General features: G+C 65.0%; 21 protein-coding genes. 5 read left to right on the top strand and 16 right to left on the bottom strand.

Annotated elements, in window-relative coordinates; genetic code table 11:
- Nucleotides 1–32: 32 nt before the first annotated feature.
- The 10 genes from AC56QQ_RS12500 to AC56QQ_RS12455 all read right to left on the bottom strand — a co-directional run bounded on the left by AC56QQ_RS12500 (nucleotide 33) and on the right by AC56QQ_RS12455 (nucleotide 11,372).
- A complete protein-coding gene (locus AC56QQ_RS12500; RefSeq protein ID WP_497128977.1) occupies nucleotides 33–803 on the bottom strand; it encodes an exodeoxyribonuclease III in 771 nt (256 codons plus the stop codon).
- A 242-nt stretch (nucleotides 804–1,045) separates the two neighbouring features.
- A complete protein-coding gene (locus tag AC56QQ_RS12495) occupies nucleotides 1,046–1,687 on the bottom strand; it encodes an alpha/beta hydrolase family protein (RefSeq protein ID WP_497127505.1) in 642 nt (213 codons plus the stop codon).
- Nucleotides 1,677–2,048: a hypothetical protein gene (locus tag AC56QQ_RS12490; RefSeq protein WP_497127503.1), complete on the bottom strand. Its 372-nt coding sequence runs from the start codon at nucleotides 2,046–2,048 to the stop codon at nucleotides 1,677–1,679. Before AC56QQ_RS12490 ends, AC56QQ_RS12495 begins: the two co-directional genes overlap by 11 nt.
- 96 nt (nucleotides 2,049–2,144) lie before the next feature.
- Nucleotides 2,145–3,275 (bottom strand): tetratricopeptide repeat protein, encoded by a 1,131-nt coding sequence (locus AC56QQ_RS12485; RefSeq protein WP_497127501.1) that lies wholly within the window; start codon nucleotides 3,273–3,275, stop codon nucleotides 2,145–2,147.
- On the bottom strand, nucleotides 3,272–4,177 hold the full coding sequence (gene ku, locus AC56QQ_RS12480; protein ID WP_091585560.1) for a non-homologous end joining protein Ku: 906 nt from the start codon (nucleotides 4,175–4,177) through the stop codon (nucleotides 3,272–3,274). Before ku ends, AC56QQ_RS12485 begins: the two co-directional genes overlap by 4 nt.
- Before the next feature lie 350 nt (nucleotides 4,178–4,527).
- Nucleotides 4,528–7,026: a DNA ligase D gene (gene ligD, locus AC56QQ_RS12475; protein WP_497127499.1), complete on the bottom strand. Its 2,499-nt coding sequence runs from the start codon at nucleotides 7,024–7,026 to the stop codon at nucleotides 4,528–4,530.
- Nucleotides 7,027–7,089: 63 nt separating this feature from the next.
- Entirely contained in the window at nucleotides 7,090–7,314 is a 225-nt protein-coding gene (locus tag AC56QQ_RS12470; RefSeq protein ID WP_497128974.1) for a hypothetical protein, read from the bottom strand.
- Between the two features lie 342 nt (nucleotides 7,315–7,656).
- A complete protein-coding gene (locus AC56QQ_RS12465) occupies nucleotides 7,657–8,883 on the bottom strand; it encodes a GNAT family N-acetyltransferase (protein WP_497127498.1) in 1,227 nt (408 codons plus the stop codon).
- Nucleotides 8,884–8,892: 9 nt separating this feature from the next.
- Nucleotides 8,893–10,206, bottom strand: a complete 1,314-nt coding sequence (locus tag AC56QQ_RS12460; protein ID WP_497127496.1) for an MATE family efflux transporter — start codon at nucleotides 10,204–10,206, stop codon at nucleotides 8,893–8,895.
- Nucleotides 10,203–11,372, bottom strand: coding sequence for a glycosyltransferase family 4 protein (locus AC56QQ_RS12455; protein ID WP_497127494.1), 1,170 nt, complete (start codon nucleotides 11,370–11,372; stop codon nucleotides 10,203–10,205). The genes AC56QQ_RS12460 and AC56QQ_RS12455 overlap by 4 nt, the downstream gene beginning before the upstream one ends.
- 321 nt (nucleotides 11,373–11,693) lie before the next feature.
- On the opposite strand from AC56QQ_RS12455, the gene AC56QQ_RS12450 reads away from it, so the two are divergent.
- Entirely contained in the window at nucleotides 11,694–12,863 is a 1,170-nt protein-coding gene (locus tag AC56QQ_RS12450) for a DUF1972 domain-containing protein (protein WP_497127492.1), read from the top strand.
- Nucleotides 12,860–14,122, top strand: a complete 1,263-nt coding sequence (locus tag AC56QQ_RS12445) for a glycoside hydrolase family 5 protein (RefSeq protein WP_497127490.1) — start codon at nucleotides 12,860–12,862, stop codon at nucleotides 14,120–14,122. The genes AC56QQ_RS12450 and AC56QQ_RS12445 overlap by 4 nt, the downstream gene beginning before the upstream one ends.
- Nucleotides 14,123–14,366: 244 nt before the next feature.
- Here AC56QQ_RS12445 and AC56QQ_RS12440 read toward each other — a convergent pair whose 3' ends face one another.
- Nucleotides 14,367–16,154 (bottom strand): winged helix-turn-helix domain-containing tetratricopeptide repeat protein, encoded by a 1,788-nt coding sequence (locus AC56QQ_RS12440; protein WP_497127487.1) that lies wholly within the window; start codon nucleotides 16,152–16,154, stop codon nucleotides 14,367–14,369.
- Between the two features lie 359 nt (nucleotides 16,155–16,513).
- On the opposite strand from AC56QQ_RS12440, the gene AC56QQ_RS12435 reads away from it, so the two are divergent.
- Nucleotides 16,514–17,014, top strand: coding sequence for a cupin domain-containing protein (locus AC56QQ_RS12435; RefSeq protein WP_497127485.1), 501 nt, complete (start codon nucleotides 16,514–16,516; stop codon nucleotides 17,012–17,014).
- Nucleotides 17,015–17,228: 214 nt separating this feature from the next.
- On the opposite strand, the gene AC56QQ_RS12430 is transcribed toward AC56QQ_RS12435, so the two are convergent.
- The gene (locus tag AC56QQ_RS12430) at nucleotides 17,229–18,575 is read right to left on the bottom strand and encodes a VpsF family polysaccharide biosynthesis protein (RefSeq protein WP_497127483.1); all 1,347 of its coding nucleotides are present in this window, start codon (nucleotides 18,573–18,575) and stop codon (nucleotides 17,229–17,231) included.
- A 1-nt stretch (nucleotide 18,576) separates the two neighbouring features.
- Nucleotides 18,577–20,685 (bottom strand): GumC family protein, encoded by a 2,109-nt coding sequence (locus AC56QQ_RS12425; protein ID WP_497127481.1) that lies wholly within the window; start codon nucleotides 20,683–20,685, stop codon nucleotides 18,577–18,579.
- A gap of 244 nt (nucleotides 20,686–20,929) precedes the next feature.
- Here AC56QQ_RS12425 and AC56QQ_RS12420 point away from each other — a divergent pair, with 244 nt between their 5' ends.
- Both AC56QQ_RS12420 and AC56QQ_RS12415 read left to right on the top strand, forming a co-directional pair.
- Complete coding sequence (locus tag AC56QQ_RS12420; protein ID WP_497127479.1) at nucleotides 20,930–22,456, top strand: glucosamine inositolphosphorylceramide transferase family protein; 1,527 nt, start codon at nucleotides 20,930–20,932, stop codon at nucleotides 22,454–22,456.
- Nucleotides 22,457–22,542: 86 nt separating this feature from the next.
- The gene (locus AC56QQ_RS12415; protein ID WP_497127477.1) at nucleotides 22,543–23,757 is read left to right on the top strand and encodes an FAD-dependent oxidoreductase; all 1,215 of its coding nucleotides are present in this window, start codon (nucleotides 22,543–22,545) and stop codon (nucleotides 23,755–23,757) included.
- A 261-nt stretch (nucleotides 23,758–24,018) separates the two neighbouring features.
- On the opposite strand, the gene AC56QQ_RS12410 is transcribed toward AC56QQ_RS12415, so the two are convergent.
- Genes AC56QQ_RS12410 through AC56QQ_RS12400 form a run of 3 tightly spaced genes read right to left on the bottom strand, consistent with a single transcriptional unit; the run spans nucleotide 24,019 to nucleotide 26,622 of the window.
- Nucleotides 24,019–24,873, bottom strand: a complete 855-nt coding sequence (locus AC56QQ_RS12410; RefSeq protein WP_497127475.1) for a sugar phosphate isomerase/epimerase family protein — start codon at nucleotides 24,871–24,873, stop codon at nucleotides 24,019–24,021.
- Between the two features lie 4 nt (nucleotides 24,874–24,877).
- Nucleotides 24,878–25,654: an ATP-binding cassette domain-containing protein gene (locus AC56QQ_RS12405; protein ID WP_497127473.1), complete on the bottom strand. Its 777-nt coding sequence runs from the start codon at nucleotides 25,652–25,654 to the stop codon at nucleotides 24,878–24,880.
- Nucleotides 25,651–26,622: an ABC transporter permease gene (locus AC56QQ_RS12400; protein ID WP_497127471.1), complete on the bottom strand. Its 972-nt coding sequence runs from the start codon at nucleotides 26,620–26,622 to the stop codon at nucleotides 25,651–25,653. The genes AC56QQ_RS12405 and AC56QQ_RS12400 overlap by 4 nt, the downstream gene beginning before the upstream one ends.
- Between the last annotated feature and the right edge of the window lie 128 nt (nucleotides 26,623–26,750).

Raw genomic sequence — 26,750 nt, 5'->3', positions numbered from 1 at the left:
CAGGCGTCCGCGGACTCGCCGGCGCTCGCTGGCTATCGCAACGCCACCCACACCGGCGCGTGGTCGCTGGCGCCGTCCTGCCCACGCACGTCGCGGTCGATGCCGGCGGCGGTGAGCCGCCGCGCCAGCGTCTTCGACAGCAATATGTGGTCGAGCCGCAAGCCCGCGTCGCGCGGCCAGCGGTTCCGTCGGTAATCCCAGAACGTGTAGAGCGTCTCCTTCGGGTGCTTCTTGCGCAGCGCATCGGTCCAGCCCTGCTCCAGCAGCGCTGCGAAGGCGGCGCGGCTTTCCGGCTGCACCAGCGCGTTGTCGTCATAGGAGCGGGTGGGGTAGATGTCGCGCGGCTCGGGCACGATGTTGTAGTCGCCGGCGAGCACGACGGGCAGGCCGGTGTCGATGAGTTGTTCGGCATGCGCCTCGAGCCGCGCGTGCCAGGCGAGCTTGTACTGGAATTTCGGCCCCGGCTGCGGGTTGCCGTTCGGGGCGTAGAGGCAAGCAATGACGATGCCATTGACGGCTGCCTCGATATAGCGGCTCTGCCTGTCGGCGTCATCGCCAGGCAGCGCGTCACGGGTCAGGACGGGTTCGGCGCCGCGCGCGAGGATGGCGACGCCGTTCCAGGTCGGCTCGCCTTTCCACACAGCGCCATAGCCGGCGTCGGCGAGCGCGGTACGCGGAAACTGCGTGTCGCGCGCCTTGAGTTCCTGCAGGCAGACGACATCGGGTTTTGCCTGCGCCAGCCACGCCAGGAGGTTTTCCAGCCGGCTGTTGATGTTGTTGATGTTGAAGGAGGCGAGTTTCATTGCGTGCATGAAAGCAGGAAGCTGAAGAGGGTCGCAAGGGGTGGTTGAACTTATGCGTTGGGTGCTGGCCAATGGCCACTGTCCGTACTGCCCCTCATCCGCCTGCCGGCACCTTCTCCCCGTGAAGAACGGGGAGAAGGGTCAAGCTCCAGCGCTGGCGCCCCCTCTCCCCGTTCTTCACGGGGAGAGGGTAAGGGTGAGGGGCAGCGCCAACATCGGAATGAGTGGCTCGACCGATCTTCCTAAATCCGCGCCGTCCACGCCTTCACAGTCTCGGCCAGCGTCTTCAAATGATCGGCCGTCGAAAAGCCCGAAACGCTCTTGCGCGGCTTGAGGTCGTGGTCGCCATCCTCCAGCCAGATCACCTCGATGCTGTCGGAAAGGTCGTAGGTCGCCACCTCATCTGGCATACCGAACTCGTCGCGCGTGCCCTGGAAGATCAGCGCCGGCGTCTTCAGCCCGGCCAGGTGTTTGGTCCGCAATTGCTCGGGCTTGGCCGGTGGATGGAAGGGATAGCCCAGGCACAGCAGGCCCGAGATCTCGCCCTTGGCAAACATCTCGTCCGCCACCATCGAGGCGACGCGCCCGCCCATCGACTTGCCGCCGATGATCAGCGGACCAGCCACGCCCTTGGCCCGGAGGTCGGCGATCGCCTTGATGTATTCGGGGTTCACCGTCTCGGCGCGCGGCGGCGGCTTGCGCTGGCCGTAGCGGCGCGCCGCCATGTAGTGGAATTCGAAGCGCGCCACCTGGAAGCCCGTGGCGGCCAGCGCCATGGCGGTTGCGGTCATCGAGGGCGAATCCATCGACGCGCCGGCGCCATGCGCGAGCAGGATGGTGACGGGGGCGGTGTCGAAGCCGTCGAAGAGGAAGCTAGTCGCCATCGGGATAGGTGCTCACGATAGGTTGGTGGCCAAGTTCGGCACTGCCATTTTCCCTTGCCCACTGTTCTGGATGAAAAATTAGGGAGGCAAGGGCCATCGACAACATTGCTAAAATCAAGATAGCGATCGGACGAGCAAGCAGGATCCGTTCCCTGTTTGACACAATGTCCTCGGGACACGAGTTGTCTCCCCAGTAGTAAATGCCCAAAGGGATATCGCTATCCTGCGTAAAGTCCCAGCCGTTCTTCCGATAGAAAAACAGCTCACGAAGCTGCTCCACAACCAGGAAAACAAATGCCGCGCTGGAAGTTACCAGCAACAAACACAAGAAAGGAAACTCCCCGCCTCTCCAGTCAGTCACCAAATTCCTCATTTTCCAAGGAAATCGCAGTCACCCGGGCTCCAAACCTATTCGATCACAACGAAGGCAGGAAGCGATAGAATAGGATAGGCATATTCAGGACGCCGACTTCTGCGCCAGCTGCAGATCGACGAACTGCACGCCCTTTGCCGCCACCCGCGCCCATTCGGACTCCGCGTCGAGTTCGAGATACCGCGCCCACAGCCGGCGCGCTTCCAGCAAATTGCCGGCGTCGAACTCCAGCCTCGCCGGGTTGAACACCGGATCGGCGTAGCTCTTGTCGAGCGCGATCGCCTTCTGCAGATGCCTTCGCGCCGAGGCGTCGCGGCCTTGCTCGCTCATCAGCCCGGCGAGGTTGAACCAGGCTTCGACGAAGGCGGGGTCGAGTTTTATCGCCCGTGCATAATCATGCGCGGCCTCCGCCGCGTGGCCGCCGGCGCGCAGGCAGTTGGCGCGGTTGAAGGCGGCGATGGCGTCGCTCGGGTCGATGGCAAGGCAGCGCTGGTAGAGCGCGGCCGCCCCATCATGGTCGCCGCCCTCCTCCGCCGCTTCGGCCTCGGCAAACAGCTCTTCCAAAGTGTCGTCGCCGGCTGACCCGGCATTGCCCAGGTCGAACAGCAACTGCCCGTCCAGTTCGCTCTGGCCGCCTTCGAGGTAGATCGCATCGGATCGCCCATGCTGCGAACCAACATTGAGCGATTTGGCGGTCAGCGAGGCGACCGGGCCGGAGCGGTGCACGGAGCGTGCAATCGCGCCCCAACTGGCGCCGCCGGCCACCAGCCCGGCATATTTGCGCGCCAGGATCAGGTCGCGGAAGGAATAGGGTTCACTGTCATGCTCGAAGGCATCGAACAGCGAGAGCAGATCGAGGTCGGTGCCCGACAGCCGCGACTGCTCGATCAGCGATTGCCGCGACAGCGAGGAGGCCTCCGGCGCCTTCATCAGCCCGAGCAGGCGCAGGAATCCGTTCTCGCTGATCAGGGTTCGCCCGGCCGCGCGCTCGGCGGCAACGCGGCGCTCGATCTCGGCATCGCCGTTCTTGGCCAGCCCGGCCTTGGCGAGAAAAGTCCGGCCGAACACGACATGCGTGGTGCGCCCGGTGACGCCGCGCCGCAACTGGCCGTGCTGGCGCTCGACCTCGCGCGCGGCGAGCCTCAGCGGAAACGCCGCCAGCGCGCCGATCGTGCCGAAGACGGCCCCCGGCACCAGGACGGCTTGTGCCGTCATTTCTTGCTCTTGCCGACCGCCTTGAGCAGATTGGCCTTCAGCGGATTTTCAGCCGCACCACCCGCGGCAGCCTTCTTGGCGGCGGGCTTGGCGGCCTCGTCGGCCTTGCTCTTGGACTTGGCCGGCGGCTTCGACTGCGACAGGCTCGCCTTCAGCGCATCCATCAAATTGATGACATTGCCGCGCTCAGGCGCCGCCGCGATGATCGGCTTGTGGCCCTTCAGCTTCTCGCGGATCATCGCCATCAGCGCGATCTCGTAGCGGTCCTCGTAGTTCTTCGGATCGAAGGTGGTTTCCTTCTGCTTGATCAGCGCTTCGGCCAGTTCGAGCATTTCCGGGTCGGGCTTGCCGGCCGGGATGTTGCCGAAATACTCAGCCGTGCCGCGCACTTCGTTCGGGTTCCTCAAGGTGCACACGAACATGCCGTTTTCGCGCGCGCCGATCGTCACCACCCGCTCGCGGCTGGACAGCACAAGGCGGGCAATGGCCAGCTTGCCGGATTTGCGCATGGCTTCGCGCAGCACGGCGAAGGTTTCCTCCGCCATGGCGCCATCTGGTGCCAGGTAATAGGGCGCGTCCTGATAGATGACGTCGACTTCGCCCTCGTCGACGAAAGCCTCGATGTTCATCGTGTGGTTGGATTCGATGCGCACCGCGTCGAGGTCGGCATCATCGATGATGATGTACTGCTTGTCCTCGTATTCGTAGCCCTTGACCAGATCCGAACGCTCGACCAGCCCGAGTTCCGGGTCGACCGGCTTCATGTTGATGCGGTTGTGGGTCTTCTTGTGCAGCTGGTTGAAGCTGATGCGCTCGCTGGTCGTCGTCGCCGGATAGAGCCGGACCGGACAGCTGACGAGGCTGAGTTTGAGGTAACCTTTCCAACTTGCCCTGGGCGCCATGAAACACTCCTACGCGGCCATGCACTGACATTGACTGCAGCGCTTTTCGTCCGAAGGACGATTAAGGCTGCGCAAATCCTACACCGACCCCGCACGATACCGGCAAATCCCTGACGAAATCTTCCATCTCGCCGGAGGGGTCGGGGGCGGAGAATAATTCAAATTGTCGGAAGCGTCGATGGACTTGGGTTCCTCGCCCCCGTGAAACGGGGGAGAGGTGGCTCGGCGAAGCCGAGACGGAGAGGGGGAATGGCGCGGCCCTATCCTCACACATAGTCTCAGAGAGCTTCTCTTAGGGTCGCTGGCGCAAGCCCCCTCTCCGTCCGCTTCGCGGACACCTCTCCCCCGTTTCACGGGGGCGAGGAACCCAAGTTCTGAAACGGCAAATCCCGCGCAAAATCCCCGATATCCGCCCACGGATCGCCCGAAGTCGCCAACAGCCCCGGCAGCGAGGAATAGTTCAGGTCCTGCGGTGCATCGATGCTCTCCAGGTCCGTCCAGCTCACCGGTGTCGAGGCCGGCAAATTGGTGCGGGCGCGCAAGGAGTACGGCGCCGCCGAGGTGTGGCCGCGCGCGTTGCGGTGATAGTCGATGAAGATGCGCCTCTTGCGGTTGTCCTTGCCCATGGTGGTGGTGAAGGTGTCGGGCTCGGTGGCCGCCAGATGCGTGGAGATGGCGCTGGTCGCCTGGTGCAGCTTCTTCCAGTTCTGCTTGCACGTCACCGGCACGGTGATGTGGATGCCGCTGCCGCCGGACGTCTTGGCGAAGGGCACCAGCCCCAGACCCTCCAGTTCGGCCTTGATGTGCACGGCGGCCTCGACCACCTCGCGCCAGGAAATCCCCTCGCCCGGGTCGAGGTCGAAGACGATCTGATCGGGCTTGTCGAGGCTCAAGCGGTGGGTGCCCCGGGTGTGGAACTCGACGACGCCGAACTGCGCCAGCGCCAGATAGCCCTTGGCGCCTTCGACCGAGAGATAGGATTTGGTCTCGCCCTCGGAATTGGTCGCCTCGAACGTGACCACCGAAGGTGGCATGCCGGTGAAGGCGTGGCGCTGGAAGAAGCAGTCCTTCGGCAGGCCGGTCGGGCAGCGCACCAGCGACACCGGGCGGCCGAGGATATGCGGCAGCATGAAATCACCGACCAGCGCGTAGTAGACGGCGATGTCGAGCTTGGTCGGGCCGGTCTTGCCGAACAGCCGCCGCGTCGGGTTGGTCACCCAGATGGTGGCAAGGTCTGCCTCCGAGATCAGCCGCTTGCGTTTGGCCGACACCGGCGTCGACAGGCCGACATCGCGCAGGCCGCGAAATACCGCGTGGCGCAGCGCATTGTCCGCCGTGCGGTTGGCATAGTGGATGCGGGCAGAGAACAGCGGCTTCACCCAGTTCATCTCGCGCATGATTTCGCGCGGCACGCCCTCGGGCGCGGACGCGCCTGATGTAAGCGGCTCCAGCCGGGAAAGCAGCTCGCTGGCGGTCCCGGCATCGAAGCCGGTGCCGACCTTGCCGCGATAGTGCAGCTCGCCATCTTCGAATTCGGCGAGGCCCAGTGCCGCCAGCCCCTCGGCCGCGTCCGATGTGGTGTAGCCGGCAATGACGAAGTCACCGCTCTGCAGCGCCTTGGTCTTGGTCCAGCTCTTGGTGCGACCGCTCTGGTAGGTCGCAGTGGCGCGCTTGGAGACGACGCCTTCCAGCCCGAGTTCGGATGCCTGGTCATAGAGCCCCTGCCCCGAGCCTTCGACATGATCGGAGAACTGGATGGCGGAATTGGCGCCAAGGCCGGCGAGCAATTCGGCCAGCAGCGCCTTGCGCCGGACGAGCGGCGCTTTCGTCAGGTCCCAGCCATCGAGATGCAAGAGATCGAAGGCGTAGAAATGCAGCTTGCTGCCGGCGCCTGCGGCCAGCGCGTCCTGCAGCAGCGCGAAGCGGCTGATGCCCTTGGCGTCGAGTACGACGATCTCGCCATCGATGATGGCATCCCGGCATGGCAGTCTGGCAAAGGCATGCGGCAGGTCGCCATAGCGCTTCGTCCAGTCGATGCCGCCACGCGTGATCAGCCGGACCACGCCGTCGCTGAGATGCGCCATGGTGCGGTAACCGTCGAACTTGATCTCGTGCAGCCAGATCTCTCTGGTGTCCTCGCCATCGGGCGGTTTCGGTACCTGTGTCGCCAGCTGCGGTTCGATGCGGCCGAGCGCCGGGGCCTTGAAGGCGCCCGGCAGCGTGCCGGGTTTCAGCGAGCCCGGTCTGGGCGTGGGTTTGGCCGCCGGCTTTGGCGGCGCCACCAGTTCCTCGATGCGCAAACCGGATTTGACGCTTTCCGGCCGTGCTTCCAGGATGTCGAGCTTGGGATCGGCGGCAAGGTCGCGCTCCTTGAACAGCAGCCAGTTTTTCTTCTCGCTGTCCTCGCCGGGCTTGGGCTTCAGCCGCGTCAGCATCCAGCCGCCATTGAGCTTCTCGCCGGCCAGCCGGAACTTGAAGGCGCCGGTGCGCAGGCTCTTCTCGACATCGTCCATCGGCGCCCAGGTGCCGGTGTCCCAGACGATCATCGGCCCGCCGCCATATTCGCCCTCGGGAATGACGCCCTCGAAGTCGATATATTCGAGCGGATGATCCTCGGTCTCGACCGCCAGTCTTTTGTCCGCCGGGTTGAGCGAGGGTCCGCGCGGCACCGCCCAGCTCTTCAGCACGCCGCCGACCTCCAGGCGCAGATCATAGTGATCGGCGGTGGCGTGATGCTTGTGCACGACGAAGCGGTTGCCCTCGTCGGCGACCAGCCCGCCGGCCGGCTCCGGCGTCTTCGAGAATTCGCGCTTGGCGCGATAGGTTTGGAGTTTGGGCGGGGTCGTCATGGCGTACGCCGTGATCCTTCCCACTGTCCCACCAGCGTTCCGGAACGAGCGGAGATCACGCTCTCAATCGTCGGTGGCCGGCGTCAGTTCGAGCTCGGCCGGCGACAGCCCCTGCCGCAGCTGGGCGAGCCGGAATTCGTCGACCCAGTAGGCCTCGCCGTCGACCAGCACGCGTGCACGGTAGGCGCCGGCCGAAAAGCTCTGCGCGGTGATGTAGACCTTGTGGCGGTCGAGCGCCTTGCGTACCGCCGCGCGCTTCGAATTCTGGCCGATGACGGGACTGAACATGACGCTGCCCTCGGTCGCCCTGACACGCAACACGGCCGCTTCCGCAGCCTGGCGACTGGGCTCAAGGATGACGGAGACACGCTGTCCTGTCAATTTCGGGTGGCCTGCGAATGCGGCATGACCTCCCGACGAAGTTGCGGGCGGCCCAAACCGGGGCTGTTTTCAGCTTGCCGGCCTGGAACCACCCGCCCGCCTTGCGTCCTTCCCAAGACAGGACACCAGATAGGCGCATCGACGCCAATTCGCCTTGACCTGGATCAAGTGCCAAACGCGCCGGAGAGGTCCGAGGCGATGTGATGCGTCAGTTCGCTGGTACGGCCACGGGAGCCGATGCGGGCGCCTTCAGTTCTTCAATCGCCGCAAGCCGCGCACCAGTCCCTGGCCGGCCTTGAACAGGCGCGGGTTGGAGCGCACGAAAAGCTCGGCCCGTTCGCGAAGCGCCGCGACGGCGGCCACGCCCTTGCCGAGCGGCGTCAGCGTTTCGTCGATCTTGGCCAGAACCGAACTCTCGGCGCCGAACTGTTCCTTGTAGGGCTGGCTGCCAACCGACAGGTCGAAATAGTCGAAGCCCTGCCGGAGCGCCCATTCCATCAGCCTGCCGATGATCGCCAGGCCCGGTGACGCGTTGACCACCACCTCCTGGTCTATTCCGATCAACAGGGCATGCAAGGTGCCCTGCCGGGCCAGCGTGTACTGGCCGGCCACCCAGTCCTCGCCGGCGCGCAATCCGAACACCCGCACCGATCCGTCGGACAGGCCCTGAAGCGCCGCGTTTCGGTAGAAATCGACGACCGCCGGCCGCGCCAGCAGGTCGAAACGCCCCAGTTGCCGAAAGCGCCGCAGCCGCATCTCGACCAAGGCGCCGAAGATGAGCTCCACCAGGGCCGGCGTGTTGGCCTCGACCAGATCCACGCTGCCGTGCCGTTCAAGCCGGCGCCAGTCCTTGTTGAAGGTCTTGACGAAGGACGGCCTGCCGTGGCGCTTGATCAGGGTCTCCGGATCGCCCTCCAGAACGAGCCCGGAGGTGATGAGGCTGGAATCGGCGGCGGATGCCAGCATCGCCAGAGGATTGCCCACACCGTGAATCTCTCGCGGGATTCCGGTGATATGGACGCGGTCCGCCGGCGGCAGGACGGATCGGATCGCCGCCCACGCCGCTTCGGCGGCTTGCCGGGTCCATGAGCTCCTGTCGGCCAGCAACGGCGCGGAATAGTCGCAGACGCCGCAGCTCAGCCATTCGATCACCCGATGTCCGAACCTCGAGCTCCGCATCAGCGGCATCAGCATCTTGAGTTCGCCGGTACCGGCGTCGGTCACTTCCACGACCAGCAGTTCGGCGCCTTCAGGCATCAACCGTTTGGCGATCCCCTCCACCCACGCATAGGATTGATGGGCGGTGCACACGCCGTCGGCCTGGCACCGCAGCCAGAGCGGCATGACTGTTTCCAGGCTGGTGTGCAGCCGAGCCGTGTAGACGCCCTGGGCAACGCCTACGCCGTGGCCCAGAACCTGGCCGCCAGGTGTCGGCGCCTCGGTTGCGGGCGCTGTCGCCATTGTCGGGATCGACATGTCCGTCACCTATCTTTTTCCCGTGGCAAGCGGGACGTGTTCGGCCCGTCGCCACGACGTTGACTGGCCATCATGGCGGTCGTCCCTCGGCTCGAGCGCCCGCATGTGGCGGCGTGCGAAATACCATGAGGCCAGAAGCACGACGGTCTCGGAGGCAGCGGCACCGGCGAGCGACCATGGCGGAGACGCGATCGCCAGCAGGATGGCGATCAGGACCAGTCCGACGATCGCGCCGGCCGTCGTGATGAAGGCGACCATCCGGAAATCACCGAGTATCTCGAGGATGACGCGGGGCATAATGTAGAGCATGATCGGCACATAGTTCGCGATCGCCAGGAGCCCGATGAAACCTATCGAGGCGTCCGCGAGCGCCTGGGATTTTATCATCGGCAAGACGAACAATATGCCGCATCCGTAGACCAGGCTGCCGAGCCCCATCACCAGGGCCCATATCTTGGCCTGCGTCCAGACGCGGCCGACTTCGTTCTTCGCCATCAGCTTCGCGAGTTCCGGCTGGATCATGTTCATGAAAGCCAGGCTGATGATGCGCAGCGGGCCAAACAGCACGAGAACCGCCGCCAGTGGCGCGTAAGCGGCCGGTCCGGCAATGCCCGCGACCAGCAGTGCCAGGCACTGCCCCTGGATGTTGGTGGTGGTGGCGCTGAACCCCGACCAGCGCAACTGCGGCCAGAGCCTGGCGTAGCGTCGCCGGGCCGGCATGCGGAAGCTGATGCGAAGCGTCCGCCGCGCCAGCCGGACCAGCACGACGATGCCAATCAGGTTGGCCGCCGCCAGTGCATAGAACGACGCTTGCAGCACGTCCGCAGCCACCCAGATCGCCAGCGCGGTCAACGCGATGCCCGCGACCGTGAAGACGAAGTCGCTGATGGAGACAATCATCTGTTGGCGGCGCGCGAAGAATGCCGTGCGCATATAACTGCGCAGCGACCAGGCGCCGACGAAGCAACCCGCGGCGACACCGCTTGCCTCACCCCAAAGCTGCATCAGCAGCGCCGTGGCGGCGGCCATGACCAGCGCCACGACGAGTGCCGCCGTTCCGAAAGTGACATCATGTGCGTCGACGCCGGCGCGGTTGGTGCTCTTGCCCATCCATATGCTGGCGGGCACGGCGGTCAGCGACCGGATGTAGGACAGGCCGACGCCCCCCATCACCATGGCGATGGCGAAGATGCCGTAGCCTTGCGCCGACAGCACATGCAGCAGCGCGATGTTCAGCGCGAAGTGAAAGCCGCTTTGCATGGCCTCGCCGCCGATCATCAGCACGAGACGCCGCAGCAGATGGGCGGGAAACGCGAACGTCACGAACTGGTCTCCGCTTCGCGGGCGACATGCGCCGGGCCAGGCTTCGCCAGCGCCGCCCTCAGCTTGTCCGTGGCGATCGCCACGATCGCCGCCGCCGCCACCGGCTCGCTGAAAAGCTCCTCGTATCGCGACCGGCCCGCCGCGACGAAACCACGCCAGGCGTCCGGCCGCAGGATGATCTCCCGCAGTTTGCCGGCCAGCGCCGTGGCATCGCCCGGCGGAACATGCCAGCCCGTCTCGCCATCGATGACGACTTCCACCAGCCCGCCGATCGCCGACACCAGCGGCGGACGGCCATGGGCCATTGCCTCGATGGCGACGCGACCCAGCGATTCCGGACGCCGCGACGGCACCGTGACAATATCGGCCCAGCGGTAGTGCTCCGAGGGGTCCGGCACGAAAGGCAACACGCTGACGCGTCCGGCCAGGCCCATGCTCTCGACCAGTTCGGCCAGCGCGCGCTCGCGCTCGGCGCTTTCGAAGGCGCCGCCGACCAGCCGCACCTCGATCCGCGACCGCAATTCCGCCGGCATCGAAGCGATCGCCTCCAGCAGGACTTCCTGGCCCTTGATCCTGTTGACGCGGCCAAGCAGCAACACCCGCAACGGGCGCTTGCCGTCATAGGTCATCGCTTCGGCGGCCGCCGGCCCGGCGACACCGTTGTAGACGACATGCGTGCGCGAACCCTTGGGATCGCCGAACGCGGCGCGCGTCGCGCGCGAGTTGAAGATGAGATCGGCATGGCTCCAGCGCATCAGGCCGACAAGTATTCGGCGCATGCCGCCTTCGGGGATCTCGTGGATATGCAGGACGGCCTTGCCGGGGACAAAGCGCGCGGCCAGCGCGTAATCGGCCACGATCGAGGTGTTGATGTAGGTGAGATCGCAATCCCTGAGGCGGCGCCATGCCCTCAGCACCGCCATCGGCAGCCGCGCCATCTCGACCGTCGCCAGGCGCAATATGGCTTGACGCCTCAGCACCCAGAGCGGTTCGAACACGATCCGGCTGGCATGGCCCTCCAGGATCCGTACAATCGGCCCGCTGCGCGGCAGCACCACTTCGATGTCGGCCGACGGAAACGCGGCGCGCAGCGCAGCGACGCTCTCCGCGAAGCTGCGGTCGGAACCATAGAGTTCATATCCCTGATGAACGCAGGCAATCCGCATCTTTGTATCCCGCCAGGTGCCGCAACCATCGCGCTAGCCGGAGGCGTGCTGGAACCTTGTCGCAAGAACCATGCCTGGTTGATCCGTCCGGCCGCCGGACGCCAAATCCCTGGCAATGCCTCGTTTCGACACAGATACGCACAGAAGGGTTGATCGATAATGAAACAACCACCGGGTTCAATACAGTTTTTTTACAACCCGGCGCGATGATCATCCGCCCGGACGCCGAAATCGGGAGATGGCACGGAAGTTGCGCTTCCGCTTCCTGATGATGCAGCAGTCGCTAATATACATGGAATCGACCCGAAAGTTCCGCCGGCCATGAAACCAGAGACGCCCGCCATTCTGATCCTGGGGACGCGCGGCATACCGGCGGCCCATGGCGGCTTTGAAACCTTCGCCGAAAGACTGGCTCTCTTTCTCGCCGCAAGAGGCTGGAAGGTCGGCGTCTACTGCCAGCAGGAGGTCGACCGGATCGAGCAGAGGGTGCGCAGCGAAACCTGGCGCGGCATCGAGCTCATCCATGTCGAGGTCGCCTCCAGGGGGCCGCGCGCGACACTGGAATTCGACTGGCAATGCGCCCGCGACGCCGCCAGGCGGCCGGGCGTCTGCCTCGTTCTCGGCTACAATGGCGGGATCTTCCTGATCTGGCTCAGGCTGATGCGGCGCAAGATCATCACCAACATGGACGGCATCGAGTGGCGCCGCCCCAAATGGGGGATGGCGGCGCGCACCTGGTTCTGGCTCAACGAATGGATCGCCGCCTGGACTTCGCATCGCCTGGTCGCCGATCATCCCGCGATATCAGATCATCTGGCGACGCGCCGGCCGCGCAGCGCCATCGCCACCATCGCCTATGGCGCCGATCCGGTGACATCGGCGCCCGAGGCGCCGGTTCGGGCACTCGGCCTCGAGCCCGGGCGCTATTTGATCTCGATCGCGCGCATCGAACCCGACAACAACATCCTGCCGATCATCGAAGCCTTCTGCAGCCGCAAGCGCGACATGAAGCTGGTGGTGCTGGGCACGCTTTCCGACGAAATCCCCTATCACGTCGCCGTCCGCGAGGCCGCGAATGGCTCGGTGGTTCTGCCGGGCGCCATATACGACCAGGACACGGTGAAGGCGCTGCGCTTCCACGCGCGCGCCTATCTGCACGGCCACACCGTCGGCGGCACCAACCCGTCGCTGGTCGAGGCGCTGGCCGCCGGCAACATGGTGATCGCGCACGACAATCCCTATAACAGGTGGACGGCTGGGGCCGCCGCCATCTATTTCACCGATACCGCCAGCTGCGCCGAGCGGATGCAACAGGCGCTGGACGACGACGCCCTGGTCGCCGCCTGCGGCAAGGCCGCCGGGGCGCGTGCCAATGAAGCCTTCCGCTGGGAGGACGTCCTGCTCGCCTACGAGCGTGAAGCCTACCGGCTGCTCGGCATGACCGCCGCCGAGGCCGTCACGATCGATCGTCCATCGCCCGGCACCGCATGACGGGCTGGTCGCGCCGTCGGGTACTCAAGGCAGCGCTGTCCACGGCGGCGGCGATCGGCTCCGCCCCGATCGCACCGTCCGCCCGCGCCGTCGAGGCGCCGCATTTTCGCCGCGGCGTCAACGCCTGGCCCTGGTTTTCTCTGACACGTGAATTTCCGGCACCTCGCACCGATTTCGACTGGCCGCCATTCCAGTCGCAACGGCCGGTTCCAACATCGGCCGATCTGCGCCGGTTGCGCGAGACCGGACTGGATTTCATCCGCTTGCCCGTCGATCCCGGTCCCTTCCTGGCGGCCGACATGACGTCCCGCGGCCAGTTGCTGGACATGCTGGACAAGGCGGTCACCGCCACGCTCGACGCCGATCTCGGCATCATCGTCAACGTGCAGGCCAACGGCGCCACCCACTATTGGAACCCTGACCGCATGGTCTCCAGCACCGCCGCGCCCGCCTTCGATCTCTACCGGGGGCTGATCGGCGAGCTTGCCGGCAGGCTGGAGCGGTTCCAGCCCGGCAAGGTGGCGCTCGAGCCGGTCAACGAACCGCCGCAGGCCTGCGCGTCCAACGTCTGGTCGCAGGTCCAGCACGCGCTGCTGACCGCGGCAAGGGCATCGTCCGCGACCTTGCCGCTGGTCGTCACCGGCGGCTGCGGCTCGATGGTCGGCGGGCTGACCGCGCTCGATCCGGTACCGCTGTCGACCTTCGAGCCGATCCTGTTCACCTTCCATTTCTACGAACCCTATCTGTTCAGCCACCAGGGCGCGCCATGGATGCGCGAGCCCGTCTACCGCTCGCTCAACAACGTGCCATGGCCGGCATCCGCCGGCTCGTTGGAAGAGACGCTGGCGTCCGTCAGGGCGCGTATGGCGCAGGACACCGAAACGACCGACGAGGCCAAGCACGCCGCCTATGCGGAAACCGAGCGCGTGCTGAAGGTCTATTTCGACGCCCGGCCCGACCGGGGCTTCGTCGACAAATATCTTCGCCAGGTTCGCGCCTGGGGCGACGCCCACAGCGTGGCGCCGGAACGCATCGTCATGGGCGAGTTCGGCGCGCTGCGCACCGACGCCCGCTATGTGGCCGCGCCCAACCCCGATCGCGCGCGCTACATCGCCGACGTGCGCCAGGGCGCCGAGGATCTTGGCTTTGGCTGGGCATTCTGGAATCTGTTCGACGGCATGGGGATGATGGACGACACCACGCGGGCGCTGGACCCCACCATCATCGCCGCGCTTGGCCTGACCATGCCGGCGGACTAGGGTCAAAAACCCATTCACGCCGAACGAGTTCAACCCGAAGTCGACTTACGTCTTCCACGAAGCGAACGGCAACTTTGCGCCGCATGTCGGCCGCTAAAGTTAATTGTGCCACCGCCTCACAGCGGACATTGGCGACCGCGCTGGAGGTCGAGGGTGCGCTAAAAGCGGTCATGGGGGGTGTGTGGGTGCCCGGCACGGATCGCGTTTTCTGCGATCAAGAGTGCTGTTCCGCTATCGACTCCGGTCACAGAGCTGACGGCCTGCGGTCTTTTGAGTTCACGCATCCCGCTATGCGAATGGGGCTCGTGACTCCGTTGAGCTGATCCGGCAGAGCACAAGGCGGAAAACCCGCGTGTTGCATCGCGTCCATTATTCGCTTCCGCTCGGAGTCACTCCACCCAGGTCCATTCACGAAACCTTCGATGGTCAGCTCCGGATATTTCGCAAGGCCCTTGGCAACCCAGGTCCTGGCCTCCTCGCCACGGCCAAGTTCAACATAAACGGCAGCGCGAACGATCCAGGAGAAGCTGTTATAGCTTTCGAGCGGCAGGCGCTCCAGAACGTGCAGCGCATCCTCGTATCGTCCCGCCATGAAATAGGCGTAGCGGAATCCCAACGCGGCCCCATTCGGGTAGTTGGGATTGAGCCGGATTGCCTTGTCGGCGGCCTCCGCTCCGCGCTCGGGTTTTCCGAAGGCGTTTGCCCACAGCGAATAAAGGGTCATGATGTCGGCTGAGCCGGGATTCAGGCGAAGGGCGATGTCGAACTCCGCCTCTGCCCGTTCGAAATTGTCCATGTGTCCAAGGACGAGGGCCATGATCGCGTGCGCAAGCGCGTCTTGCGGATCGATGGCGAGACCAGTTTCGGCGGCGGCGAGAGCCTGAGGCAGGACCTCATCGCTATTCGCCCCAAAGCCTGCGAGCGCGTTATAAGCGGAAGCCATCTCGACCCAAGCCCGTGCAAGCTTCGGGTCCGTTGTGACGGCTTGCCTGAAGAGCGGAATGGACGCCTCGATGCTCTCCTTGGTGAAGCGCAGCAGCGATTCCCGACCGCGGAGATAGGTTTCATAAGCAGTTAGATTCTGGGGCTGAAGCCGCAGCCCGGCGATACGATCCGCCTCCGGTATGGCGCCCTTCGCGCTGCCGAGCTGGCTTGTCACTTCATTTGAGATTTCGGCCTGAACCGAGAAAAGGTCGAAAACAGGCCGATCCCAGCGCTCCGACCAGAGACTTACAGCCGTCGCTGTGTCGAGGAGTTCTGTCGTCACGCGAATCTGGTCATGGTCGCGTTGGACCGAGCCCTTCAGCACATAGCGCACGTTCAGGTCGCGCCCGACGTTACGAACATCGATCGGCGATCCGGCATAAGTGCTGCTCGAGTTCCAGCCAATGACCTCAATATCGCGATAGCGCGAGAGGTCTGTGATGATGTCCTGACCGATCCCGCTTGCGAACCGTTTGGTGGTCTCATCGCTGTCAAAGACATCGAACGGAAGCACGGCAATCGACGGATTGCCCTCCAGCGTCTTTTGGGACGGCCTGATGTGCCAGATTGTGACCCCGATGATGCTCAGAGCCGCAACGACGGTGAACGCCAGCGAAGCCCGGAGTGGTTTTCGCGTATGCCGTGCCGACATTGCGTCGAGCATTGGCATCGTTGCCTTAGGTGACGACTCCTCACACCCCGCCGGCGCCGACCCGGCCGGATGCTCACCGTTCACTGACAGCACAAGCCGGTAGCCACGCTTCGGCGCAGTCTGCAGGATGGCCCGGGCCTCATCGTGGAGGGCGCGCCGTATCTCGTGAATGCACTGAAATAGGCTGTCCTCGGTGACAGCGATGCCGAGCCAGACGGCCTCGATCAATTCGTCCTTGGTCACGAGGCGATCGGCATTCTGCGCCAAGTAGCGCAGCACCGCGAAAGCCTGCGGCCGTAAATCGACTGGATTGCCCTCCCGATCGCGCAACGTTTCGTTGCCGAAATCGGCGGTCACGCCGTTGATTGCGAGCGATTGACCTAACCGGATTTCCATTCAGTCTCCCCCCGCAGGTGGGCTCCATTCCTCGGACAGCACTCTACCACGACTTACCGCTGGTGCAGCGTTCACAAAAACATCGCGATTTCCGCTCGCTTCAGGAGAATTTCGGGAAATTTTCGGACGGCCTTCAGGACTTCCCTCACGGGCCGTTGTTTTGTGCCACCCAATTGGACGAGCTGACGCACCGCGAGGGACGCGACGGCAAACCGCCGCAAGGGCATCGGAGGATGTGATGCGGTCTGGATCTGTCAGGATCGGGTTTGCATTGCTGGCGGGCGCGTGGCTCACGCGCATCATCCTAATCGCCGTTCACCCTGATCCGGGACACGTTGGATCCAATAGGAGGACTACCCATGAAGCCGCGATTCCTCAACCCACGCCGTGTCGGCATGCTTATGTTCTCACTGTGGGCTTTCCAGCTAACAATGCCCGCCTTGATGCCAGCTCAGGCAGAGCCGGCGGTCGGGGTCACCCCAACCGTTATTGGACGGGCTACGTATGATCCATTTGACCTGCAGTCCGATCTCGGGTTTGCGGCCCAAGCGAAGAGCCCGCTGGACATCGTCGTGCGGACCCATGACTACGCGCGCGGAAGCTCGACGGGATGGCATTCGCATCCGGGCCCGGTCTTCATCACGGTCACTGAAGGCGAAGTGACGTTCTACGAGGGCGACGATCCGACGTGCACGCCAAAGGTGGTCTCGAAAGGCCATGGGTATGTTGATACCGGCCGTGGGCACATCGGGCGAAACGAGTCGGGAGCGCCTGCTAAGGACGTGACAGTCATCTTCGCTCCAGTGGAAAAGTCATTCCGAGCGGAGTTGGATCGTCCGAACACAGCCTGCAAGTTTTAGCGGCAGAATTGTCCGCCTACTCGGGCGAAAGTCCTACCGTCCCAATGCGGACAGGGATCAGCAACTTGGACTGTCCGCTCTAGGTCAGATTGCGTCGATGCATGGCGAACGTCCGCTTCTCACATCCCAAGCCTCGAAGCCGCGAGTCCGCCACCGGCCCATCTCGGCCATTGGCGGCAGCCAGTTGATTGAGCTTTGTGAAACGGCAACAGCATCAAAAAGATGTGGAGCGGTTCTGCGTTTCCATGAGACGAGGAACTGCTCTGACCGGCCTGATTGCCACGCGTGCGGGCCGGTAGAGGGCAAGGCACAGCACGGCGATCTTGGTGAGCAGCGTGGTCTTGGAGGAGATGCTTTCCGAGGTGTTGAGGAGGATGAGCCAGCCGACGATCGGCAGCCAGACGCCGGGATGGCAGCGGCGCGCCACCTCATGCATGAACAGCCCGAAGCCGGACATCATCAACAGGGTGAAGAAGGCTCCCTGGTAGACCGTCATGCGGATGAACGGGTTCTCGATACCCCATTCGAGGCCGTTGATCCGGCGCAGGCTCTCGACGAGATCGACGCTCGGCCCGACGATCACGTCGCGCAGCTCCAGATATCTAAAGATCTCGAACATCTCGACCCGGGCATTGGCGCTGCCGCCGTCCGAAACGAAGCGGCCGAGCAGCGCATCGAAAAAGCCCTGCGAGGCCAGGACGGCGATGGCAACCGGCAGCAGCGCGGCCAGCATGCTCGCCAGCGCGGCGCCGAGCAGGTTGACGCGTCCGGTGCGCAATTTGCGAAAGCCGTGGAAAAGCACATAGCTGCCGCCCAGGAGGATGGTCACCACCATCGCCGACCGGCCGCCGAATGCAACGAGCGCCGCGCATTGCAGGCCGACCATCGCCAGCCGCAGCGGCGCCGGCAGCGATCTCGCGCCGCTGAGCAGCGCCAGCACATAGATCGACGTCAGCGTGGCATTGACCAGCGGATGCCCCTGCAGCGCGCTTGAACGCAGGTCGGTGGCGAACACCTCGCCATCGAAGCGATAGGGGAAGAGCAGCGTCTTGGTGGCGAACTCGACAAGGGCGAGCAGCGCGTTGGCCGTCATGACCGTGTGAATGACGGTGGGCAGCTTGGCGAATGTCCATTCGTCGTCCTCGCCGAGCAAGAGCACCAGGAGCCCGGACGCCACGAACGTGTCGATCATGCCGGCCATGCCGGGCCGTTGCCTGAGGATGACGACGGCCAGGAGCACGATGGCGATGACGACCATCAGCGTGGTGGCCGGCCGCCGGTTGGCGACGTGGACGCAATAGCCGACCGGATTGCCGAATGTGCACGAACGCCAGGCAAACAGCAGGATGATGAGATAGGTGGAGGGATGGATCTTGGTCGCCGCGCTGCCCGACAGGCCATCGTAATTGTAGCCCAGCAGCCAGAGCATGCCGCCCGAGACGCTGAACAGCACCGCCACGGCAACGATCAGTCCAACCTGCGTCACCGCATCGACGGAGGTGCCGGCGCGGGGCGCGGCGACGTCAAAATTCGAGGCGGTCCCGCTCCAGCCGGAGGCCATGTCAGGCCACCTCGTCGACCAGCAGGGCGCCTGTCGGCACCCGCCCCATGACGGAAATCGCCTGCACCGTCGCCGTCACGTCACGCATCGGCGTGGCGTTCAGCCCGGCGACGAGCACGATCTCGTCCACCATGGCGACCAGCGGCGAGGCATTCAGGTTCTCGGCGAGCGCGCCGCCATCGACGACGACGAGTTCGAAACTCCGGCTCGCCTGGGTCAGCATGTGCTGCGCGAAGTAGACGCCGTGGGCCTCCTGGAAGACCGCCTTCGGCCGGCCCCTGCCCAGAAGCGCGACGTTGCTGCCCGGGGCATATCGGCTGATGGCTTCAAACGCATACTCGCCGCGCAGCACATCGAGTATCCCGGGCTGCGGGTCCTTCTGCCCGTTGCTGGCATTGGTGTCGACGAACAGGACGCGGCTGCCCCTGGCAGCCGCGGCGTTGGCGAGCAGGCGAGCGATCCTGTTGCGCTGCGCCGCATCCTCGGGTGGCGACGTCACCAGAATGCTTGGCACCAGCGGCCAGTCCGGCGGACGCCTGCCGGAGGTGAACATGCGCCGCAGCGCCAGGCCGATCACAGCGTCCGCCTTCTGGCTGGCCGCGACGGCCGGGCTCGCGCCGAAAGGCCACCAGCGCCGCCCGGCCTTCGCTCCCGCCGGCAGGATGCCCAGCACGGGAGCATCGATCGCCGACTGCATCTGGTTGCTGGAAAGCACGGTCGGCGAGGAGTATTCCGCGATCAGCGCCAGGCCGGTGCCCAGTCCCAATCCGCCAAACACGGCGCCAAACAAGAGCAGCCCCAGTGGCGGCCAGCTCTTCTTCTGGGCCGGCATGGCATCCGAGATGACGCGCGCGTTGGTGCTGTCGACGTTGATCTGCTCGCGCGTTTCCTGGGCCCGCTGGAGGTAGGTCGCGTAGACGGAACGCACCGCTTCGAGGTCGCGCTGCAGTTCGCGCAGCCGCACCGATGCCTGGTCGGTGTCGAGCGACTTGCTCTTCATGCCCGCGACTTTCGCTTCCAGCGCCTGCTGGTTGGCGAGCGCCCGCTCGTAGTCGGTCTCGGCGGCCGTCTGGATGCGGCCGAGCTCGCGCGCGATCAGCCGGCGCGTGTCGCGCAGCTGCTGCTGCGCGGCGATCATCGACGGATGGCGCGGCCCCAGTTCCGTGCCAAGCTGCGAGACCTGGTCGACAAGCGTCGCTTCCTGTGCCCGCAGGCTCGAAATCACCGAAGAGCGCATCGCTTCCGAGGTCGCATCGGCCGTGCCGTTCTGCTTGCGGAGCTGGTCGACCTGCGCCTTCAGCGTCGCGGTGCGGCTTTGCGCCGCCGAAAGCTGGGTGTTGAGATCGGTGAGTTCCTGGTCGCTGACCAGCGTGCCTGCGGCCATCACCATGTTGTTGGCCGCCTTGTAGGCCTCGACGGCGTTTTCGGCCTGCTGGACGCGCTTGCGCTGTTCGTCCAGTCGCGCCGTAATCGATTTCGACGCATCCGTGGCGGCTTGCGCGCGCGCGCTCGCCTGGTCGGCCAGATAGGCCTGCGCGATGGCGTTGGCCGAGAGCGCGGCCTTGTCGGCGCTCTTGGCCGTGACGATCACGTCGATGACCAGCACCTTGTCCGCCCGCTTCACCGCGAGGCGGCTGCGCAGCGCATCGAGGGTCGAGAGCGTCCTGTCCTTCTGGTCCGGACCAGAGCCGAGCAAGCGGGACAGCAAGCCCTGCCCGTTGAATTCCGGATCCGCCGTCAGGTTCGTTGCCTTGATCGCCCGCAGCAGCACGCCCGTCGACTGGACCACGCTGACCTGACTTTCAACCTGCGTGATGCCGCCGTCGGGCGCCAGCCCGCTCGGATTGATGTTGTTGGTGACCACCTGCAGGTCCTGCGGATCGACGATGATTTCCGCCACCGAGCTGTAGAGCGCGGGCGTGAGCAGGCCGTAGAGCAGGGTCGCGAGCGTCAGCAGCACGGCGGTGCCGATGATCCACAAGCGACGGCGCACCAATATGCGCTTCAGGTCGCCGAGCTCGACTGTCGAAGGTGGGTAGGATGCCGCCGATTCCACCGGTCCCGCTTCCGGAAAGTATTGCTGAGGAACGCTGGGCAGAGATGATAGCATAGCTGCCTCCTACAATACTCCATTTGCCTGCAAGACGAAATTGCGGCTTGAGCCTAGCTATTCCTCCAATTGTTAAAACATTATTAATTATGTTCGCAGCTGCTTGGAATTTTGGCACGGGGTTTGCTTAGAAGGAAACCGGAGTGTTGAGATCGCGCGGCAGGAGACCGACATAGATGGGGCAACGTTTGAACCGGGCCGGCCGCGTCGGCAATGACGTGCGGCAGACCGTCGAGCGTCCGATATGCGGGTAAGCCTTCGCCTGGACAGCCAGTGCGTCCGCGCTTTTCACCTCATGCTGCTCCAACGCCTGGCCGCGCTTCCAGGCGTGACGGTGTCTGTCGACGCTCGCCCAGCCGGCGGCGGCATCCCGCGCGGCGCGGAGGCCTTGTTCCAACTTGAAACGGCGATACACGGCCTGTCCCGCGACGGGCTGGCGAAACGCGTGCCACTTTCGGATCTCGCTCCCTACCGCGCGGAACGGCCCGCTTCCCCCGACCTGGTGCTCGACCTCTGCGGTGACGTCAATCCGGATGCAACCCGCGTCTGGCGCGTCACCTACGATGGCGCCAGCGGAGAAGAAGCCTTGCTGGCCCTGATCCTCGACGGCCGGACGCCACTTGCCCGGATCGAGGAGAACGGCGTTGCGATTGCCGCCGGGCGCCTGGGAACCGAATATGGCGGCATCGCGCTCGCCTCTTTCCAGGACATGCTGGCGCGCACGACAAGCCTGGTCGTCGCGGCAATGACGGGCGCGGCGAAGGCCTCTGCCCTGCCGGCGCTGCCCGAGGCGGCGCAGGCTGGCGCCCCGCCGATGCCCTCGGCCGGCAAGCTTGGCGTCAGGGCGGCCAAGGCGCTGGCGCGGCGGATCGTCCAGAAGATCTATCATCTTTGCTACAACGCGCCGCACTGGAAGGTCGGCTGGCGTGAGACCAAAGGCAGGGATCTGTTCGACCTGCGCGCGCACCCGGCATCGGGCTGGCAGGTGCTGCCGGACGACGGCAGCCGCTTCTACGCCGATCCGTTCCCGATCCTGCATCAGGGCAAGCTCACCTTGTTCGTCGAGGACTATATCCACCGGCTCGGCAAGGCCATCATCTCCGCCGTGCCATTCGGTCCGGCGGGACCGCTCGGAAGCCCCGAGCCGGTGCTGGAACTGCCCTACCACCTCTCCTACCCCTTCGTCTTCGAGCGCGACGGCGAGGTCTGGATGATCCCGGAGAGCTGCGCCAACGGCACGGTCGACCTCTACCGGGCGACCGCCTTCCCCCGCGGCTGGGTCAAGGAATCAACGCTTCTGTCCGGCGTCGTTGCCAGTGACGCCACGCTGGTCGAGCATGGCGGACGCTGGTGGATGTTCGCCACCGTCAGGGATGGTGGAGGCACCATCCGGGATGGTGGAGGTGCCTTTTCCGACGCACTGCATCTGTGGTCGGCGCCGGATTTTCGCGGGCCCTGGACGCCGCATGCGAACAATCCCGTGCTGATCGATATTGCCTCGGCAAGGCCGGCCGGCCGCATGGTGAAACGCGGCAACGACCTCATCCGCCCCGTGCAGGACTGCCGCCGGAGCTATGGCGCCGCCCTCGGCATCGCCCGCGTTTCACGCCTCGACCTGGGCGGCATGGAGCAGGTCGTTGAGACGATCTTAAATCCCGGTGAGCTATGGAACGGGCGCAAGCTGCACACACTCAACGAGGCGGGAGGCTTCGAGTTCATCGACGGCTCGGCGATCGCGCCGCGCTGGAAGCATCGGCGCGGATTAACCTAAACCTTGCTTACCACCAGCCTCACGCAAAGGTTGCTTGAGGTTGATCGAGGCAGAGAGATACTCGGTACAAGGCCCGGAGAAGCATGATGAGCAGCCAGAGAGAGCCTGAAGCACCCGCCAAAAACGCCGAGCCGACGACGGTCGACGTGGCGATTGTCGGCGCCGGACTGGCCGGCACGACCTTGGCCACGCTGCTGGCCAGAGACGGACGCAAGGTCGCGTTGATCGATCCGCACCATACCCATCCCGACGAGTTCAGGGCCGAGAAGCTCGGCACGGGCCAGGGGCGCCTGTTTGAAAAACTGGGCCTGAATTCGATCGTCCTGCCTCTGATGACGCCGATGGACGACATCCATGTCTTTCGCCTTGGCCAGTTGTTCGCGCGCGAACGGCGCGTCGAATATGGATTTTCCTACGGCGCGCTGATCAATGGCTTGCGCGCCGCCTTGCCGCCCCAGGTGCCGGTCACCGTGGCCAAGGTCGCCGAGATCACCACCGGGCCGGACAAGCAGCGGCTTGTCCTCAACACCGGCGCCATCATCGAGGCGCGGCTGCTGGTGGTGGCCACCGGCCACAGCGAGGCCGTGCGTCGCGCCATCGGCGTGCGCCGCATCGAGGACTCCAAGGCCCATTCCCTTTCGATCGGGTTCGATCTTGCCACCCCGCCGAGCGAATGCGCCTATCAAGCCGTCACCTGTTTCTCCAGCCGACCCGAAGACCGGATGGCCTATATCAGCGTGTTTCCCATCGGCGGCGTCATGCGGGCGAACATGTTCGGCTATCGCCAGGCGAACGAACCGTGGACCAAGGCGTTCCGCAAGGATCCGCAGAAAATGCTTTGCGAAATGATGCCGGAGATCGCGGCGCAGTGCGGGAACTTCAAGGTCAGCGGGCCGGTCGAGATCAGGCCGATCGATCTGACGCGGACGGAAGGGCATCGCCGTGACGGGGTTGTCTTCATCGGCGACGCTTTCTGCACGACGTGTCCAACGCCGGGCGTCGGCATCGCGCGCGTGATGACCGATGTCGACCAGCTCTATTCGGTTCACATTCCGCGCTGGCTCGAAACACCGGGCATGGCGGCCGACAAGATCAGCGCCTTCTATGACGACCCGGTCAAGGTGGCCACCGATGAGGACGGTATGCGCGTGAGTTACTATGCCCGGTCGATCACCACCGGTACGGGACTCGAATGGCGCATCCGCCGCCTGCGCAACAACACCGCGCGCCAGCTGATGATCATCGGCCGCAAGATACGGCATTTCGGCCAGCGGCCAGCGGCCGTGGCCAAGATGCAATAAGGCGCGATCGACCGATCGCGCCCTTGTGCTTTCGCCTCACCGGGCGAACGCGTCAGACGTTCAACCGCTCAGGGCGGCGGCGGAGCTGACGACGGCCCAACCTGGGCCGTGACGACCGAAAGCCTTTCCCGCTTCTGCAACGTTGGCTTCTCATATTTCTTCAATGGATATGCCCTCCGCGTTGGATACCGAGACAAAAGAGCCAATTTGCCGCAAGGTGTCAATTGTGCCACGCCCGGCTGTCACAGCTTAAGAAGCCTCTCACCCCAGCGTCAGCCCGGCCTTCCTCGCTTCCGCCCGCAGGAACGGCAGGCCGACGCCGATGACGTCGTCGGGATTGTCGGCCACCGGCCGCCACACGGCGAGCCCGCCGGCGATGTCGACATCGACATGGTTCATGCTTTCGAGCGTGATCGCGCCGCTGTAGCCGATGCCGGCGATCGCCTTCATGCAGGCCGCCCAGTTGAGCATGCCGCGCCCCGGCACGCCGCGATTGGCTTCCGAGACATGGACATAGCCAAGATAGGGCGCGGCGGCCTTGAAGCCGGCCTCGAAGCTCTCCTCCTCGATATGCATGTGATAGGTGTCGAGATGGATGAAGATGTTGTCGGCGCCGACGCGCTCGATGATTTTGGCAGCATCGATGCCGCGATTGATCAGATGCGTCTCGTAGCGGTTGCAGGGCTCGATGCCGAGCTTCAGCCCATGCGCCTTGGCGGCCTTGGCCGCACGCGCCAGGAAGCTGCACATGCCGTCGATTTCGCCAGCCGTCGGGGCACGGCCGGTCGTCTTGCCGATCGTGCCATAGGTGACGCCGCCAAGTGCGGCGCTGCCTACCGCCTCGCACACCGTGAAGGCCGGCTCGAGGAAGGCGAGCGCCTCGTCCGGCCGCGCCACCACATCGAGTGAAGCCGGCAGGCCAAGCGATGGAATAAGCTCGACGTTCCAGCGTTCGGCGAAGGCGCGCGTGCGCTTGGTGTCGATCTCCTCGGGGCGCAGCAGCGGGATTTCCAGCAGGCCGATGCCGAGCCCCTTCAACCGCTCCATCTGCGGCTCGATCAGGTCGAGGTCCCAGACCGGCGCGATGGCGAAAGTGTGCAGTCCAAAGGTATTCATCGGTTCAGCCTCTCTGTTCGTGCGCCGCCGCGGCGCTGGTGTCGCCGCCGCCGACGATGCGGCCGACGACTTCGTTCATGTTGGTTCTCGCGGTGACCAGATTGGCCTCGGCGCGGCCATGGCGCAGCACGACGATACGGTCGGTGACCGCCAGCACGTCGTTCAGCCGGTGCGAGATCAGGATGACGGCGATGCCTTCCGACTTCAGCCGGCGGATGAGGTCGAGCACGCTCTGCACCTCGCGCACGGCGAGCGCCGCCGTCGGCTCGTCCATGATCACCAGCCTGGGGTTGAAGGTCAGCGCCCGCGCGATCGCCACCGTCTGCTGCTGGCCACCGGAGAACGAGCCGACCGAGCGGTTGATCGACGGCAGGTGCGCGCCCAGCCGCTCGATCATCTTGCCCGCCTGACGGTCCATCTCGGCCTTGTCGACAAAGCCCGGAATGAGCCCGAACAGCTTCTTCGTCGGCTCGCGGCCAAGGAAGATGTTGGCGGCCACGTCCTGCTGCCCGGCCAGCGACAGGTCCTGGTAGATCATTTCGATGCCGAGTTCGCGCCGCTGGCCGGGGTCGAGCGGCAGGATGTCCTTGCCGCCGAGTTCGATCGAGCCGGCGTCGGCCCGGTAGATGCCGGTGATGGTCTTCATCAATGTCGACTTGCCGGCGCCATTGTCGCCGACGAGGCCGATCACTTCGCCGGCCTCGACCGAGAGGTCGACGCCATGCAACACGTCGACCGCGCCAAAACTCTTGCGGATGCCGTTGAGCACAAGGAGGGTCATACGCGTGACTCCTTGCGCACCTGGTACTGGTCGATGAAGACGGCCAGGATCAGCACCGCGCCGATCGCCATCTGCTGGTAGTAGGACTGCACGGCGAGCAGCGTCAGCCCGTTCTGCAGCACGCCCATGATCAGCGCGCCGATCATGGTGCCGAGGATCGAGGCGCGGCCGCCGAACAGATTGGTGCCGCCGATGATCGCCGCGGTGATCGCGGTCAGCTCGTAGTTGATGCCGGCGGTCGGGTCGCCGGCATTGACGCGGGCGGTGAACAAGAGGCCGGCAAGGCCGGCGAGCGCCCCCGACAGCGTGTAGATGATGCGGCGATGGTGCTCGACGCGAATGCCGGCGGCGCGCGCTGCGCCCTCGCTGTCGCCGAGCGCCAGCGTGTGGCGGCCAAAGCGCGTATAGGCGAGCAGGCAGTGCGCGACGATGGCCGTCAGCACCAGCAGGATGACCGGCATCGGAATGCCGAAGGGGCGGCCCCGGCCGATATAGACAATCGCGGGCGGCAGGCCGTAGATCGCCCTGCCCTGCGAGATGACCAGCGCCAGCCCACGCGCCAGGCCCAGCATGCCGAGCGTGACGATGAAGGCCGGCACGAAGGCGCGGGTGACCAGCTGGCCATTGATGTAGCCGGCAAGCCCGCCGGCGATGATGCAGGCGCAGACCGCGAACACCGACGGCCAGCCAAGGTTGACCGCCACGAAGGCGCCGGCGACGCCGGCCAGCCCCATCACCGAGCCGAGCGACAGGTCGAGCCCGCCCGAGCCGATGACGAAGGTGGCGGCGATCGCCAGCACGCCGATCGTCGATGTGGCGAGCAGGATGTTGAGGAAATTGCTGAGCGACAGGAAGTAGGGCGACAGCACCGCCATCACGGCGCTGAGCACCACCAGCACCAGCAGCGATTCCAGGCGAATGTGGAGCCGCTCGACGGATGCGCGCTGCACCCGGGACCAGAATGACATTTGGTTGCACCTTTGAGAGAGGGCAGTAAGGCAGTAGGTAGTGGGGATTAGGCAGTAGGGTAGAAGGTCGATCGAGATCAGCTCCAAGGGCGGAACATGCCTGGTCCCCTACTGCCTACCGCCTACTG

It is taken from the genome of Mesorhizobium sp. RCAM 05099 (assembly GCF_059683685.1).
The sequence above is the reverse complement of the archived record's forward strand: the minus strand, read 5'-3'. Positions and strand labels throughout refer to the sequence as shown.